Source organism: Amycolatopsis heterodermiae (genome assembly GCF_034929455.1).
In the GTDB taxonomy this organism is placed as follows: domain Bacteria; phylum Actinomycetota; class Actinomycetes; order Mycobacteriales; family Pseudonocardiaceae; genus Amycolatopsis; species Amycolatopsis heterodermiae.
Genome location: NZ_JAYFSI010000005.1, coordinates 456518 through 471756 on the forward strand (window position 1 = coordinate 456518; position 15239 = coordinate 471756).

The 15239-nt window shown below is 71.4% G+C and carries 13 protein-coding genes; 4 read left to right on the top strand and 9 right to left on the bottom strand.

The features are described from left to right. Positions 1-54: 54 nt before the first annotated feature. Together VA596_RS24270 and VA596_RS24275 are read right to left on the bottom strand one after the other, a co-directional pair. Positions 55-2934, bottom strand: a complete 2880-nt coding sequence (locus tag VA596_RS24270; RefSeq protein ID WP_323330332.1) for a S8 family serine peptidase — start codon at positions 2932-2934, stop codon at positions 55-57. A 381-nt stretch (positions 2935-3315) separates the two neighbouring features. Then, positions 3316-4884 carry a deoxyguanosinetriphosphate triphosphohydrolase family protein gene (locus VA596_RS24275; protein WP_323330334.1) on the bottom strand — a complete coding sequence of 523 codons (1569 nt, stop codon included), beginning with the start codon at positions 4882-4884 and terminating at the stop codon, positions 3316-3318. An 82-nt stretch (positions 4885-4966) separates the two neighbouring features. Between VA596_RS24275 and VA596_RS24280 the strand changes: the two genes are divergently transcribed. Next, a complete protein-coding gene (locus VA596_RS24280; protein WP_323330336.1) occupies positions 4967-5311 on the top strand; it encodes a PASTA domain-containing protein in 345 nt (114 codons plus the stop codon). A gap of 124 nt (positions 5312-5435) precedes the next feature. Here VA596_RS24280 and VA596_RS24285 read toward each other — a convergent pair whose 3' ends face one another. Further along, positions 5436-6071, bottom strand: a complete 636-nt coding sequence (locus VA596_RS24285) for an SRPBCC family protein (RefSeq protein ID WP_323330338.1) — start codon at positions 6069-6071, stop codon at positions 5436-5438. Further along, on the bottom strand, positions 6068-6424 hold the full coding sequence (locus VA596_RS24290; RefSeq protein WP_323330340.1) for an ArsR/SmtB family transcription factor: 357 nt from the start codon (positions 6422-6424) through the stop codon (positions 6068-6070). The genes VA596_RS24285 and VA596_RS24290 overlap by 4 nt, the downstream gene beginning before the upstream one ends. Positions 6425-6581: 157 nt before the next feature. On the opposite strand from VA596_RS24290, the gene VA596_RS24295 reads away from it, so the two are divergent. Further along, a complete protein-coding gene (locus VA596_RS24295; RefSeq protein ID WP_323330342.1) occupies positions 6582-8246 on the top strand; it encodes a GGDEF domain-containing protein in 1665 nt (554 codons plus the stop codon). A gap of 2 nt (positions 8247-8248) precedes the next feature. Here the strand turns inward: VA596_RS24295 and VA596_RS24300 are convergent, their stop codons facing one another. The 5 genes from VA596_RS24300 to VA596_RS24320 are packed head-to-tail and all read right to left on the bottom strand — an operon-like array spanning position 8249 to position 12372. Next, a complete protein-coding gene (locus VA596_RS24300) occupies positions 8249-8734 on the bottom strand; it encodes a hypothetical protein (protein ID WP_323330344.1) in 486 nt (161 codons plus the stop codon). Between the two features lie 17 nt (positions 8735-8751). Next, on the bottom strand, positions 8752-9912 hold the full coding sequence (locus VA596_RS24305) for a sulfotransferase family protein (RefSeq protein WP_323330346.1): 1161 nt from the start codon (positions 9910-9912) through the stop codon (positions 8752-8754). An 8-nt stretch (positions 9913-9920) separates the two neighbouring features. Beyond that, positions 9921-10703, bottom strand: coding sequence for an SDR family oxidoreductase (locus tag VA596_RS24310; RefSeq protein WP_323330554.1), 783 nt, complete (start codon positions 10701-10703; stop codon positions 9921-9923). Between the two features lie 2 nt (positions 10704-10705). Further along, a complete protein-coding gene (locus VA596_RS24315) occupies positions 10706-11896 on the bottom strand; it encodes a hypothetical protein (protein ID WP_323330348.1) in 1191 nt (396 codons plus the stop codon). Then, positions 11893-12372, bottom strand: a complete 480-nt coding sequence (locus VA596_RS24320; RefSeq protein ID WP_323330350.1) for a nuclear transport factor 2 family protein — start codon at positions 12370-12372, stop codon at positions 11893-11895. Before VA596_RS24320 ends, VA596_RS24315 begins: the two co-directional genes overlap by 4 nt. A 39-nt stretch (positions 12373-12411) precedes the next feature. On the opposite strand from VA596_RS24320, the gene cysD reads away from it, so the two are divergent. Both cysD and cysC read left to right on the top strand, forming a co-directional pair. Beyond that, positions 12412-13344: a sulfate adenylyltransferase subunit CysD gene (gene cysD, locus VA596_RS24325; RefSeq protein WP_323330555.1), complete on the top strand. Its 933-nt coding sequence runs from the start codon at positions 12412-12414 to the stop codon at positions 13342-13344. Beyond that, on the top strand, positions 13344-15167 hold the full coding sequence (cysC, locus tag VA596_RS24330) for an adenylyl-sulfate kinase (protein WP_323330352.1): 1824 nt from the start codon (positions 13344-13346) through the stop codon (positions 15165-15167). The genes cysD and cysC overlap by 1 nt, the downstream gene beginning before the upstream one ends. Positions 15168-15239: the final 72 nt, after the last annotated feature.

Genomic DNA, 15239 nt, shown 5'->3' on the forward strand with positions numbered 1-15239 from the left:
TACGGGGCCGCCGCGTTTCCGCGACGGCCCCGTGGTTTCCGTTATCCGATCAGGTTACTGCGGGTGCACCGGACCGTTGTTCGTCACGCTGTGCACGTTCGACGGACGGCCGGCCCCCGCGGGCTGGACGAACCCGTTGATGTGCAGGGCGACCGAGCGGATCGAGCCGACGTCGCCACCGGCCACGTCGGTCACGAAGAACGTCCAGCTGCCGTCGACGACGGCACCGGTGAGGCTGCCGAGGGCGTTCGCCGGCTTGTACGAGCCGGTGAACGGCGCGTTGGACGCCGTCACCGTGCTGAACGGGACCGCGGCGTCGTCGGCGAAGACGACCTTGCACAGGTTCTTGCCCGAACCGCCGTTGCGCTGGAACACCGTGGCCTTGGCCCCGGACGGCGAGGTCAGCGAGCCGACCAGGTCACCGACGTAGGAGTGGTTCAGGCCGACCGTGGTCGAGAGCGGGTCGGTGCTGCAGGTGGTGCCGTCCACCGAGAACGACACCTTCGACGCGCGGCCGACCCCGGTGACCGGGATGCTCACCGAAGCGCCGACCGGGCTGTTGTCCGGGATCGCCACCGGCGCGCCGGTGTAGGCGAAGTCCTGCGCGACCGGCGACGGGGTGCCGACCGGGAGCGAGAACGTCGACGTCGTCGGCGAGTGCGCACCGGCGAAGGTGACCTTGGCGTTCAGCACGACCGGCACGCCGAGCTGCTGGCTCGCCGGGACGGTGATGGTGAAGTCGTTGACGCCGGTCTGTCCCGGGCTGATGGTGCCGTAGGACTTGGAGCGCGGCGCCACGGTGACGCCCGGGGTCGGGCTGGTGAGCACGACGCTCGTGGAGACGGCGGCGCCGTCACCGTCGTTGGTCACCGGCAGGGTCACCTTGGCGGTGTCGCCCGGGTCGAGCGCGGAGCCGCCGTCGGCCGGGGTGACCGTCGGCTGCTTGGCCACCGCGAGCGGCTGCGGGCTGGCACCGGTGTAGGCGAGCACCTTGTCGGCGAGGATGACGCCGGCGCCGGTGACGTTGTCCCGGCCCGGGGTCTCGATGTCGACGGCGGTGTTGAGCAGCGCTTCCCGGACCTCCGAAGGCGGCAGGCCGGGGTTGCCCGAGAGCACCAGCGCCGCGATGGCCCCGGCGTGCGGCGCGGCGGCCGACGTGCCGAAGAACGGGCTGAAGCCGGTCACGCTGGTCTGCACGCCGTCGGCCGCGGTGATCTCCGGCTTGTTCCGGACCTCACCACCGGTCGAGGAGACGTTGCCCGGGGTGATCGGGGTGCCGTCGGCCTCGTAGAACACGCGCCGCGGGCCGTCGGAGCTGAACCGCTCGGCCTTCGACGAGCTGCTGAACGAGCCCGGGAACGGGCCGGCCGGGTTGGCCGGGTCGCCCGGCTCGAGGGGACGGCCGAACGCCGCGGCCGCCGGGGTGGCGGCCACGCTGAAGGCGTCGCGCGCGGCCGAGTGGCCGACCGTCACGCCCGGGGTGTTGTAGGCCTTGAGGCCGTCCGCCGAGTCCTTGAACCGCCCGCGCAGCGCGGACAGCGACAGGTAGCGGTTCGCACCGGAGAACTTCACGACGGCCAGGCGCAGGCCCGAGCCGCCGAAGACCGGCGTCTGCAGGATCTCGAACGGGTCCTGAGTGCCGTCCTGGACGTCCTGGCTGAAGCTGACGACCGCGCCCGTCGAGTCGAGCAGGTAGAGGTCGTAGTCGTTCGACGAGGCGCCGAGCGGGTCCGACCAGTGCAGCGTCACCGGCACGCCGGCCGAGGACGCGTCCGAGACGGGCTCGTAGATCTGGTTGCCCGCCGCGCCGGCGAAGTTGTGCGCGACACCGGCGAACTTGCCGACCGACTTGCCGGAGTCGACGAAGTCGCCTTCCCAGTGCCCGGCGGTGCCGTCGAGGACGTTGCCCTCGTTGCCCGCCGAGGAGAAGTACAGCGCGCCGTCGGCCGTCACGTCGTTCACGGCCTGGGCGATGATCCAGTCCTGGAACGGGGATTCCTTGAAGTAGATGACGTCGTCGACGATGACGTCGCAGTGCGACTCGAAGCGCAGCTTGCGGATGTTGTCCGCGAAGCTGGCGTCGGAGTTGAACGCCGACGCGAAGCCGAGCGCGGCCTTGGGCGCGAGGTCGTGGATGATCTCGAGCATCGCGGTGCCCTCGTCGCCGTCGCCCTCCTGCCCGGCGATGACGTCGACGTTCGGCGGCAGCTCACCCTTGGCCTGCGAAGTGGCCAGGGAGTCGACGCCGTCGGACAGGGCGCACGCCTTGACGCCGACGCCGGTGACGCCGAACTGCTGGCGGGCGATGTCGGCGTTGTGCGCGCGGTCGCCCTCGCTGGTCAGCGGGGCGGCCGCGACGGCGCTGCGCTGCTGGGACTTGCTCGCGAGGGCCTTCTGCAGCTCACCCGAAACGCGGGCGGCCTTCTGCTGCTTGGTCTCGGCGGCCTTGCCCGGCGTCGTCGCGGGGGTGGCCAGTTCGCGGGCGGTGAGGGCCTGGTCGGCCTGCTCGACGCGCTTGACGTCGCCGCGGGCGGCGATCGCGCTGACGGCGGCCAGCGGCACCTCGGCCCGGATGCTGCCGTACCGGTCGGACACCGCGCGGATGCCCGCCCCGGCCTTGGTGAGCCCGGAGATGAGGTCCGGGGAGACCTTGGTCGCGCGGATGTCGACCAGCACCGTGCCGGTCTTCGAGACGGCGGCCCCGGACTGCAGTGCGGTCAGCTGCTTCCCCACGCCCTTTTCGGCGACGAGCAGCTTGCTGTCTACTTTGGACTCCGCCGCGGTCTTCCCGGCCTTGACGGCCTGCAGCGCGGCGATCTGCTGCTGCGCGGTGGCACTGAAAGTGTCCGGTGTGGACGCGGTGGCGGCGCCCGCGGCGGGCGGCGACACCAGGCCGAGCGCGGCGAGCAACGCCGCCGCCCCGGCCGTGAGCACAGTGGATCTCGATCTCGTGGAACGGGTACGACGCACGTGCGCCCTCCGATATCTCCAGGCGCGTGCCCCGACTCACGCTGACCGACGCCGGTGATCACCGACGGGACCAAGCTAAGTACTGTGAGTTCCCTGTAAGCAGCGGCCGTTCGAGTGACATGGGATGGGTAATTTCCGGAATGGACCGTAAGTCGTAGGCCGTTCAGCGGAACCGCTCATCGCGGTACAGGACGCACAGCGCTCACGAATGGACAAGAACCGGACAACCCGTGGGATCGTTCCCACATCACAGGACGAACGAGTCCGGCCGGGGCCGGCTGGATCGGCCGGACAAAGCGTCCAAAAGCGTCACCGTCCGCCCCGCCGGGCGCGAACACCGGGCGGTCACAGGACGAACGAGTCCGACCACGGCTGCGCCGAGCGCCCGGACAAAGCGTCCAAAAGCGTCACCGCCTGCTTGTCCGTCAGCGACGCCACGAAGTCCACCACCGCCCGGCCGCGGGCGAGGTTGCGCACCGCGTCCGCTCCGGTGACCGGCTCGCCCGTGGCGCCGACCAGCAGCTCGGGTGCCGTGCGCGCCAAGCCCGTGTACTCGGCGCGGGCCAGCTCGACCAGGTCGTGCAGGCGGCGGGGCAGCCGGGAAACCTCGTCGCGATCCAGCAGCCACGCGTCGAGCGCGTCGACCAGGCTCGCGACCACCCCGGCCTGGCCGCGCTGGTGGAGCGCGAGGTCCGGGCGCAGCAGCACGAACCGCCGGTGCACGAACTTCAGCACCTGGACCTCGTGCCACTGGGCCGTCGCCAGCGTCACGTGGCCGGCGCGGGTTGACGGCGAAGCGACCACGAACACGCCGTCGACCAGGCGGGCGGTCCAGTTCGCGGAGAACGCCGCCGTCGCCTGCTCGGCCTCGGTCGAGCCGTCGAAGGCGCCGGCCAGCAGCCCGTCGACGAGTTCCGCGCGCACCCGCGCGACCGCCGCGGCGAAGGCGTCGTCGTCGACGATCCACGCGTCCTTGGCGTGCATCCGGCGGCGCAGGCGTTCCAGCGACCGGCCCGGGCGGCGCAGTTCGGCGTACAGGGTGTCGTCGTCGAGCCCGGCGAGCTCCTCGGCGTGCAGCAGCCACTCCCCCAGCTCCGCGGCGACCGGCGCGTGCTGCAGGACGCCGATGCGGTGGAAGTCCTGCAGGTCGTGGATGGCGTAGGCGATGTCGTCGGCGGTGTCCATCACGGACGCCTCGACGGTCTGCTGCCAGCTCTCGATCCGCCCGGTGAACGCCGCGCGGGCCTGCTCGAAGTCGTCGAGCTCGGTGGCGTAGGCGGAGAACTTGGCCGCGCCGGTGCCCGGGTGGTCGTCCGGCTCGGCGGCGCCGCGCGGCGGGACGTCCATCTCCGACGGGTGCGGCGCGGGGTGGTGCAGCCGCAGCCACGGGTACTTGAGGACGGCGGCGCGCACCGCGGTGGTGAGGTCGAGCCCGATCGCCGACGGCCCGCGGACGTCAGTCGTGGTGATGATGCGGAACGACTGCGCGTTGCCCTCGAAGCCGTCGGCGAGGCCGAAGCGGTGCCGGGCGATGCGGTCGAGCGTCTGCTCACCGAGGTGCCCGAACGGCGGGTGCCCGAGGTCGTGCGCGAGCGCGGCGGCCTCGGCGACGTCCGGGTCGCAGCCGCCCAGCTTCGCGGCGAGGTCGGCTTCGGGCCCGGCGGTGATCCGCTCGGCGATGGCCCGCGCGACCTGCGCGACCTTGAGGCTGTGGGTGAGCCGGTTGTGCAGCAGCCCGGCCCCGCCGGCGCTGACCACCTGCGTCACCCCGCCGAGCCGCGCGAAGAACGGCGACGCGGCGATCCGGTCGCGGTCGATCCGGAACGGGCTGCTCGCCAGGTCGGTGAACCCGCCGGCGTTGGCCACCGGGTCCCGTCGAGCCGCGCGGGGGTCCGTCTCGGTGCCGTGATCCATGCGCCCGACCTTATCCGGCTTCACCTGATCGGCGGGCGCACGCCGTCCCGGGCGTGGGTACCCCTCGTTCCAGGAGGTCACCATGTCCCGAACCCCGGTCCTGCTGCTCGCGTTCGCGCTGGTCGTGGCGGGGTGTGGCGCCCCACCGGGCGATCCGGTGCGCGCCCCCACGACGTCGATCTCCACCTCGGCCCCCGCCAAGCTGATCAAGGTCCCGGACGTCTCCGGCATGAACCACCAGGACGCCCAGAACACGATGCAGAAGGCCGGCCTCTACAACCTGCGCGAGGTCGACGGCACCGGCCAGGGCCGCGCCCTGCTGGTCGACCGCAACTGGGTCCAGACGGGCCAGGACCCGGCCCCGGGCACCGAGGTCCCGCCCGACACGGTGATCACCCTGACCGCGGTCAAGACCACCGAACGCTGACACCGTGTCGTCCATCCGCGTACGCGTGTCGTCCGCCTGAGTACGCGTGTCGTCCATCCGCGTTCACGCCGGCGTCGCACCTGAACGGACGACACGCGTACCTGGGTGGACGACACGATGCTGGTCAGGCCTCCGGCGGGGTGGTGTACGCCGCCAGGGTGCGGTCGGCCGCGCCGCGGGCGTTGACCGGGTCGGCGCCCGCCGCGACGTCGGCTTCGTACCAGGCTTCGCCGGACGCCGTCATGAACCGGATGCCTTCCGGCGACATCATCCAGGCCATCGCCGCTTCGGCGTCGACGGCCGTGCCCGGGTCGGCCAGGTGCAGGACCAGGCCGACCAGCATCCCGTCCCAGCCGATGCCGACCGCGCCCGGGCCGAACTCGTCCCAGCGCTCGTCGACGTGCGCGACGTGCTCCAGTTCGAACCGGGTGCCGTCGCCCTCCGGCGTCAGCCGCACCTCGATCCAGCTGACGTTGCCGCCGAACTCCCACGTCGCGGCGAAGCCGCGCGGCGGGTCGCAGCGCTCGACCGTGCCGCCCGCGTTGCCCTCCAGCTGGTAGTGCCCGCCGAGCTTCAGCTCGCCGCTGACCGGCAGGAACCAGCGCGGGATGCGCTCGGCGTTCGTGCAGGCGTCCCACAGGTCGTCGACGTCGGTGTCGTAGACCTGGCTGATGGTCAGGACGCGGGCGTCCTTCGCGTCGATCACCCGGTCGCCGAGCGTCCGGCGGACGGCGCTGATCTGGTGGCTGACGTCGATCACGGAGAGTCTCCTTCTGGTGGTTCGGCGAGGCGGCGGGCGCGCTTGCCGCGGGCGATTTCGGTGGCCAGCGCGTCGAGGTGCGGGGTCCAGAACCGGCGGAACCGGGCGAGCCAGACGTCGATGTCATGCAGCGGCTCGTGCCCGACCGCGTACAGCCGGCGCGTGCCCTCCTGGCGGACGATCGCGAAGCCGTTGTCACGCAGCACTTTCAGGTGCTGGGACACCGCCGGCTGCGAGATGCCGAACTCGGCCCGGATCACCTCGGTCACCGCGCCGGCGGCCCGTTCGCCGTCGGCCAGCAGCTCGAGGATGCGGCGGCGGACCGGGTCGCCGAGGACGTCGAACGCGTGCACCCGGCCAAAGTACAATCTCCCACTTATATAAGTCAAGGACGAACTAGTGGTAGGTGTCACAGCGAGTTACTCCGATGTGGCTAACCCCGGCACCGCCGTGGTGAACATCAGCTGACATGGGTTTCGTTTCGGCGCGCGAGCGGCGAGCATCGGAGGCGTGAAGTCGCCACGCGCGGTCCGCTTCGCCTTCCAGCCGCTGTACAGCCTCCAGACGGGGGGCGTCGTGGCTCACGAAGCGCTGGCCAGGCCGGGCAACGGAACCGTCCCGGAGCTGCTGACCCAGGCCCGCCGCGAAGGCCGGCTCGCCGAGGTCGACCTCGGCCTCGCGATCGCCGCCGTCCGGCAGGACGAGACGTCGCTGCCCCTGCACCTGAACCTCTCCGCCCGCACGCTCGGCGCGCCACTGGCGATGCTCGACGACCTGCTGGCCGAGCTCGGCGACGCCGGGCGCCGCACCCGCGACGTCGTCCTCGAGATCGGCCCGCCGTTCTCCCCGCTGCCGGCCGAGCGCGCGCTGGCCGGGATGCGGGCGCTGGCCGAGCTCGGCTTCCGGCTCGCCCTCGACGGCCTCGGCCGCGGCGACCTGCCGCTGAGCCTGCTGGTCGAGGCGCCGGTCGACCTGATCAAGCTGGACCGCAGCGTGCTGCGCGGGCTGCCCGACGACCAGTCCTCGGTCGCCGTCGTCGAAGCGCTGCAGCACTACACCAGCCGCACCGGCACCCGGCTGGTCGCGACCGGCCTGGAGACCGACGCCCAGCTCGACGCCGTCCGCGGGCTCGGCATCCGGATCGCGCAGGGCAACCTGCTCGCCCCGCCGACCGCCGCCGGCCCGGCCCCGGCCCTGCTCAACCGGGCCCCCGCCACCGCCGCCGCCCCGGGCCCGGCCCAGTGCGTCGGCGACTTCCTGCGCCCGGCCACGACGCTGCCGGAGACCGCGACGTGCGACGAGGTCCGCGAGGTGCTCGCGGCGGCGGACGCGCCGTCGGGCGTCATCGGCGTCGACGAGCTGAACCGGCCCCGCTGGTCGGTCGACCGGACGCGGTTCCTGGTCGCCGTCACCGGGCCGTACGGCCACGCGCTGCACGCGAAGCGCCCGGCCAAGCGGCTCGCCGACGCCCCGCACACGATCGAAGCGCGCGCCGGGGCGATGGAGTTCCTCGAGCTGGTCACCGACGCCGACTGGGGCCGCACCGGCGACGACGTCGTCGTGGTGGACGACGCCGGCCGCTGCGTCGGTGTCGTGCTGGTGACCGAGGTGGTCCGCGGCGTGGCCGAGGCGAAGGTCGAGGCCGCGGCGGCGCTCAACCCGCTGACCCGCCTGCCGGGCAGCGACACGGTCGCCCGCGACCTGGCCCGCCGCATCACCATCGGCGAGGCGTTCGTCGCCGCGTGGCTCGACATCGACGCGTTCAAGACGGTCAACGACACGGCCGGGTTCGCCGCGGGCGACGACCTGATCCGCGAGCTGGGCGCGGCGCTGACGTCCCTGTCCGGCGGCCTGCGGCGGATGCGGGTCAGCCACGTCGGCGGCGACGACTTCCTGGTGGTCTGCGACGTCGACGAGATCGCGACGGTGGCCGGAGCGCTGCTGGACCGCCACTGGCAGGCGGACGGCATGCCGGTGACGGTGTCACTGGCGACGCTGGTGTGCGCGAGCGGCTCGATCCGGTCGTACCAGGAGGTTTCCCGCCTGCTGGCCCCGCTGAAGAAGCGCGCGAAGGCGGTCCCCGGGTCGAGCTGGGTGCTGAGCCGCCCGGGTTCCGAGCGCGTCGAGGTCCTGCGCGGCATCGGGACGCGAGGTCTGCAGGCCGCGGCCGGGTGACTTCAGAACGTCGACAGGCGCCGGTTCGCCTTGTCGATGAACCTGCCCAGAGCCTCGGCTGCTTCGTCGCTCCGCTCGCGTGCCTCGCTCAGCATGTTCGACTCCGCGGTGATCAACCGTGACCGGCTCATGACGTCTTCCGCGTCGCGGACCAGCTCCCCGTCGATGTCCGGGTCGGCGAGGAGCCGGACGAGGTAGTAGGCGCTCTGCGCCTCGGCACGCAGGTGGTACGTCTCCTGCCGCACCGCTTCGCGATCGTCGCCCTTCACACCCTCGAGACGCTTCTTCGCCCGATCGAACTCCGCCCGCCTGAGCGTGGCGGCCACGGACGCGTACGCGGCGACGGCGTTGGTGAACTCCTCACGGCGCTTCTCGCTCCGGGCTTCCGCGGCGGTCCGCCGCAACGTCAACCGCTGGAACAGGTAGGTCAGGCCGGAACCGAGGAGCGTTCCCGCCACGGCGACGATGGCCGTCCAGTTCGAAGACACACGAGGCAGTCTCCCACTCACGAGCCGAAGGTAGGCAAGTAATCCGCGAACCGCTCGTCGACCTCTTCGGCCGTCAAACCGAAGTCCGCCAGGCTGTACTTGTGCACCGGCTTCGCCGAGCCCGTGCGGCTCTCCTCGTGCACCGCCGTCATCGCGGCTCGCGCTTCGGGCGACAACGTCAGTCCAAAATGGTCGTACACAGTGGACACCGTGCCAACCGGGTCCGCGACGAAGTCGCCGTACGCCACATCGCAGAACTGCGCCGGGTCGTACCGGGCGCGAGCCGCGTGGAACTCGTCCGCGCCGCGCGCCCACAGGTCGAGCTGCGAACGCCCGATCACCTCGCCACGAAACCTCGACGACCAGCCGTCCGCGGCCTTCTCCGCCAGGCTGCACATCGAGCCCATGATCGTGCGCGGCGCGCGGTGGGTCTGGATCACCAGCGCGTCCGGGTACGCCGCCATCAACGCGTCCAGCGCGAACAGGTGGCTCGGGTTCTTCAGCACCCAGCGCTTACCCGCGTCCGGCAGTCCGATCAGCTGCAGGTTGCGCCGGTGGCGGGCGTACGCGTCCGTCCAGTCCTGCTTCGCGAGCCAGCGCGAGTAGCGCGGCAGGTGCGCGAGGCACTCGAACGACACCGACCGCATCGACTGCCGCAGCAGCTGCCAGCACTCCTCCACCTGGTCCGCCGACATGTGGTGCACCCCCATGAACTCCGGGTGCTCGACGTGGTGGCGCTCGTAGCCCGCCTGGATCCCCTGGAACACCGGGTTTTCCGCCCACGTCGAACGCGGCGGCCGCGGCTGCGGGACCTCGGCGAGCCACACCTCGAGCCCCTGGTGCGCGGGGTCCTCGACGAGCAGCCGGTGCAGCGCCGTTGTCCCGGTGCGGGGCAGGCCGGTCACGAAGATCGGCCGCTCGATCGCCACGGAAGCCGAAGCCGGGTGCTGTTTCCAGCCCACCTCACTGAGCAGCCGGGCGACGAGTGCGCCGCGCAGCATCGCGCGGTGCACCTTGTTCCCGAACGGCGTCAGGTCCTCGTCGGCCTCGAACGACTCCAGCAGTACACGCAGGCCTTCGGCGTATTCGTCGCCGCCGAAGTCGTCGAGCCCGGTGAGCTTCGACGCCGAGGCGTGCAGGTCGTCGAACGTGCCCAGGTCGGCCCGGCCGGGGAGCATGGATCCTCCTAGTGGTGGTACTCGCCGCCGTTGACGTCGAGGCACTGCCCGGTGATCGCGCGCGCCATCGGCGAGGCGAGGAACACCACCGCGTCGGCGATCTCGTCGGGTTCCGGCAGCTTCCGCAGGTCTATTGTGGACGCCGTTTCGGCGTAGACCTCTTCGGACGTGATACCGCGTTCCTTGGCCAGATAATTGAAGTACCACTTGAGGTTCGGCGCCCAGATGTACCCGGGCGCGACCGTGTTGACCCGGATGCCGTCCGGCCCGAGTTCGCTCGCCAGGCTCTGCGAAAGCGACAGCAGCGACGACTTCGCCATCTTGTACGCGCCGAACGTCCGCCGCGAATGCCGCAGCACGGCCGAGTTGATCATCACCAGCGAGCCCTTGCTCTCCTTGAGCGCGGGCAGGAACAGCCGGGTCAGCCGGAGCACGGAGATCGCCGCGGTTTCGAAACCCGCGCGGACCGCGTCGAAGTCCACAGTGGCCAGATCGGTCAGCGGCGGGACGGCGAAGGCGTTGTGCACCAACGCGTCCACCCGCCCGAACGCCTCGACGGCCTCGCTCACCAGGTTGGCGGCGGAGTCGGCGTCGTCGATGTCGGTCCGGACCGCGACGGCGCGGCGGCCGAGGTCGGTGACCTCCTTGGCGACCTCGGTGAGCCGCGACTCGGTGCGCGCGGCGAGCACGACGTCCGCGCCGGCCATGGCGCTGCGCACGGCGATCGACCGGCCGAGCCCCGGGCCGATCCCCGAGACCACGACCACCTTGTCCCGCAACAACTCCGTCATGCTCACCCCAGCATCCTGGCGGCGACGGCGTCCTGCCGGGCCGCGATCCTCGACGCCCATTCCTCCGGCGTCACCCGGGCCTCGTCGTAGAACGGCACCCGGTCGGGCAGGTCGTCCACCTTGACGACCTCGACGACCGGGCCGTCGTCCGGGCCGAGGTCGCGCGCGAGCCGCTGCCAGCGGATCTGGACGTACCCGCGGTCGTGCCCGGTGCGCTCCAGCCAGTTCGCCAGGCCGGGATCGCGCTCGCTGATGACGAACCGGATCTTGCCGTCCGGGTCGACGCGCGCCTGGTCGGCGGTGAGGCTCGTCTGGTGGTTGATGTAGTCCAGCGAGACGTACCAGAGACTCCCCAGCTGGATGCCCTGGTACGGCGCGTCCGCGCACTTCGGCACGGTGACGACCATCGCCTCTTCGTCGCCCAGCTCGTAGTGCCCGGCCGACGAGAACTGCGTGGTCAGCCCGCCCGGCGTCGAGCGCGGCTCGGTCATCGTGTTCACCGGCAGGTCGTCGTAGAACCACTTCGGGAAGGCCAGGAACGTCTTGAGCCGGCTCAGCAGGATCTTGCCGGTGACGCCGTAGCGCTTCGCCAGCGCGGATCGGTCCGGTACCGGCGGCGCCTGCCCGGCGGTGTCGACGCACTGGATGCGGATCTCACCGCGCTTCTCGGTCGCCCAGTCGCTGTGGACCTCGCGCACCACGAGCATCGACGAGCCCGGGCCCAGGGTGAAGTAGTTCGGCCCGGGGTTGTCGCGCGCCGGGCCGAAGCGCAGCTCGAACCGGCCGTCTTCGCCGATTTCGATGGCCCGGTCGTCGAACGCGGCGAGGCTGTCGGGCACCACGACCGGCGAGTAGTCGCCGTTGAGGATCTGGAAGCTCAGGTCGGCGGTGGTCCCCCGGACGCCGGTGACCAGGTACTCGCGGTCGTCGCGGATGTTCGCGTTGAAGTAGAGCGTGTCCGGGTTGTCCAGCCCCATCTTCGTGTACGGCCCGGTGGAGGCGGTGAAGTACGGGAAGTCGCGCTGGTAGGCCCAGGCCATCTGCAGCGACGCCCGGATGCTGCCCGCGAGGTAGTCGTACCCCTCCAGCAGGCCCTGCTCGGTCTGCGCCGGCGGGGCCTGCGCGAGCAGCTTTTCGGCCTCGGCGATCGCGTCGGCGAACGGCCGCGTCAGCGAGAACTCGTTCTCGATCATGCCGGAACGGCCCAGCGGTTCGCGAGCAGCCGGAAGCCCGGGTTGCCCTCCCAGGACGTCATCGACTCGTACGTCCGCGTGTAGCCGATGTGCGTCATCCGCCACGCGCCGTCGGTGTCGCGGCGGTAGGTGTCTTCGTAGAACGCGGCACCGTCGATGATCACCTTGTGGTCGGGCACGATCACCTTGTCGGTGAACGACCACCTCCCGGTAGCGGTGTCGCCGTCGACGTCGATCTCGGGCTGACCTGCGTGGTGCACGGTGATGATGCCGTTGCCGAGGCTCTTGGTGAGGAACTCGAGAATGGCGTCCCGGCCGGCGAGCTGATGCCCTTCGCGGCCCGTGGCGCGGGTCCCGTAGTCGGCCGTGGCGTCCACCGTGAAGGTGTCGGCCACCTCGTCCCACTGCTTCAGGTCGACGCCGCGCAGGTAGCGGTACTTCAGCCGGCGGATCTCTTCGAGTACGACCAGGTCCATCGTCACAGGGTCTCGCACCGCTTGACCGATGACAAGAACATGTTCTACTTTTTTCGGGTGTCCGTGACCTCGTACGAGCTGTCGCACCTGGCCGCGCTCGAAGCGGAGGCCGTGCACGTCTTCCGCGAGGTGGCGGCGACGTTCGAGCACCCCGTCCTGCTCTTTTCCGGCGGCAAGGACTCGGTGGTGATGCTCCACGTGGCGGCGAAGGCGTTCTGGCCGGCGCCGCTGCCGTTCCCGGTGCTGCACGTCGACACCGGCCACAACTTCGACGAGGTGCTGCGGTTCCGCGACGAGACCGTCGCCTCCCTCGGCCTGCGGCTGCACGTCGCGAGCGTCCAGGACGACCTCGACGCCGGGCGCGTCGTCGAGGAGACCGGGCCGCGGGCCAGCCGCAACCGGCTGCAGACGGCCACGCTGCTGCGCGCGATCCGTGAAGGCGGTTTCGACGCCGTGTTCGGCGGCGCCCGCCGCGACGAGGAGAAGGCCCGGGCCAAGGAGCGCGTGTTCAGCTTCCGCGACGAGCACGGCCAGTGGGACCCGCGCGCGCAACGGCCCGAGCTGTGGAACCTCTACAACGGGCGGCACCGGCGCGGTGAGCACATCCGCGTCTTCCCGCTGTCCAACTGGACCGAGCTGGACATCTGGCAGTACATCCGCGACGAGCGGATCGCGTTGCCGCCGCTGTACTACGCGCATCGGCGCGAGGTCGTCCAACGCGACGGCATGCTGCTCGCGGCCACCCGGTTCCTGTCTCTTGTGGACGGTGAGACGCCGTACGAGGCGACCGTGCGGTTCCGGACCGTCGGCGACGCCACGTGCACCGGTTGCGTCGAGTCGTCGGCGGCGACACCGTCCGAAGTGGTCGCCGAGGTCGCCGCGACGCGCGTCACCGAGCGCGGTGCGACCCGCGCGGACGACCGGATTTCCGAGGCAGGCATGGAAGACCGCAAGCGGGAAGGCTACTTCTGATGCAGCTGCTGCGGATCGCCACGGCGGGCAGCGTCGACGACGGCAAGTCCACGCTGATCGGGCGGCTGCTGTTCGACTCGAAGGCGATTTTCACCGACCAGCTCGCCGCCCTCGAACGGACGAGCCGCGAGCGCGGCGAGGACTACCCGGACCTCGCGCTGCTCACCGACGGCCTGCGCGCCGAACGCGAGCAGGGCATCACCATCGACGTCGCGCACCGCTACTTCGCCACGCCCAAGCGGAAGTTCATCATCGCCGACACCCCGGGGCACTTGCAGTACACCCGGAACATGGTGACCGGCGCGTCCACCGCGGACCTGGCCCTGGTGCTGGTCGACGCGCGCAAGGGTGTGCTCGAACAGTCGCGGCGGCACGCGTTCCTCGCGTCGCTGCTGGGGATCGGGCACCTCGTGGTGTGCGTCAACAAGATGGACCTCGTCGGCTGGTCGCCGGAGCGGTTCGACGAGATCCGCGAGGACTTCCGGCGGTTCGCGATGAAGCTCGACGTCGCCGACCTGACGTTCGTGCCGGTCTCGGCGCTGCACGGCGACAACGTCGTCCACCGCAGCGCCAGCATGCCTTGGTACGAAGGGACTTCGCTGCTGCACCAGCTGGAAGAAGTGCACGTCGCCTCCGACCGCAACCTGATCGACGCGCGGTTCCCGGTGCAGTACGTGATCCGGCGCTCGGACTTCCGCGGCTACGCGGGCACGATCGCCGGCGGCGTGTTCAAGCCGGGCGACGAGGTCGTCGCGCTGCCGTCCGGGTTCACCTCGAAGGTGCGCGCGGTGTGGGGCCCAGGCGGGAAACCGCTGTCCGAGGCCTTCACGGGACAGGCGGTGGCGGTCGAGCTGGCCGACGACCTCGATCTCGGCCGCGGCGCGATGCTGTGCCGCCCCGGCAACCGCGCCGAGTCGGCCCGCGAGGTCGACGCGCTGGTCTGCTGGTTCTCCGAACGTTCTTCCCTGACCCCGGGCGCGACGTACGTCGTCCGGCACACGACCACCGAAACGCGTGGTTCCGTGGAGAAGCTGGACTACCGCCTCGACGTCACCACGCTGCACCGCGACGAGACGGCGGAGTCGTTGCGGCTCAACGACATCGGCCGGATCCGGCTGCGCACCCGCGCGCCGCTGCTGTTCGACGCCTACCGCCGCAACCGCGCGACCGGCGGTTTCCTGCTGGTCGACGAGCACACCGGCGACACGGTCGCGGCCGGGATGATCACCGGCGCCGCGGCGTCCCCGGTCGTCTGGCACACCACGGCGGTGCGCCGCGAGGACCGGCCGACGCGCGGCGCCACGGTGTGGCTGACCGGGCTCTCGGCGTCGGGCAAGTCGTCGGTGGCGGTGGAACTGGAACGCCGGCTGGTCGCCGCGGGCCGCCCGGCCTACCTCCTGGACGGCGACAACCTGCGCCACGGCCTCAACGCGGGCCTCGGGTTCAGCCCGGCGGACCGCGCGGAGAACGTCCGGCGCGTCGCCGAGGTCGCCAAGCTGTTCGCCGACGCGGGAGTCGTCGCGATCGCGTCGCTGATCAGCCCGTACGCGGCGGACCGGGAGCAGGCCCGGTCGATCCACGCGGGGCTGCCGTTCGCCGAGGTCTTCGTCGACACGCCCCTGGAGCTGTGCGAGGCGCGCGACCCGAAGGGGATGTACGCGAAGGCGCGCGCCGGGGAGATCACCGGGTTCACCGGCATCGACGCACCGTACGAGCGTCCCGAGGCCCCCGACCTGGTGCTGCGCCCCGGCGACGGCGACCCGGCCACGATGGCGGCGGCGATCCAGGCCCTGCTCGACGACCTCGACCGGACCGTGTCCTGAAGCGGCCAATCCGGCCGTTTCGTCCCACCTTGGCTGATCACCGGGTTATTTTGCGTGCACGGCCGGTGACAT

Coding starts and splice junctions, on each gene's coding strand:
- VA596_RS24315 (WP_323330348.1), bottom strand. CDS start 11,896: ATGATCGAGAACGAGTTCTCGCTGACGCGGCCGTTCGCCGACGCGATC.
- VA596_RS24320 (WP_323330350.1), bottom strand. CDS start 12,372: ATGGACCTGGTCGTACTCGAAGAGATCCGCCGGCTGAAGTACCGCTAC.
- VA596_RS24310 (WP_323330554.1), bottom strand. CDS start 10,703: ATGACGGAGTTGTTGCGGGACAAGGTGGTCGTGGTCTCGGGGATCGGC.
- VA596_RS24305 (WP_323330346.1), bottom strand. CDS start 9,912: ATGCTCCCCGGCCGGGCCGACCTGGGCACGTTCGACGACCTGCACGCC.
- VA596_RS24275 (WP_323330334.1), bottom strand. CDS start 4,884: ATGGATCACGGCACCGAGACGGACCCCCGCGCGGCTCGACGGGACCCG.
- cysC (WP_323330352.1), top strand. CDS start 13,344: ATGCAGCTGCTGCGGATCGCCACGGCGGGCAGCGTCGACGACGGCAAG.
- cysD (WP_323330555.1), top strand. CDS start 12,412: ATGTTCTACTTTTTTCGGGTGTCCGTGACCTCGTACGAGCTGTCGCAC.
- VA596_RS24280 (WP_323330336.1), top strand. CDS start 4,967: ATGTCCCGAACCCCGGTCCTGCTGCTCGCGTTCGCGCTGGTCGTGGCG.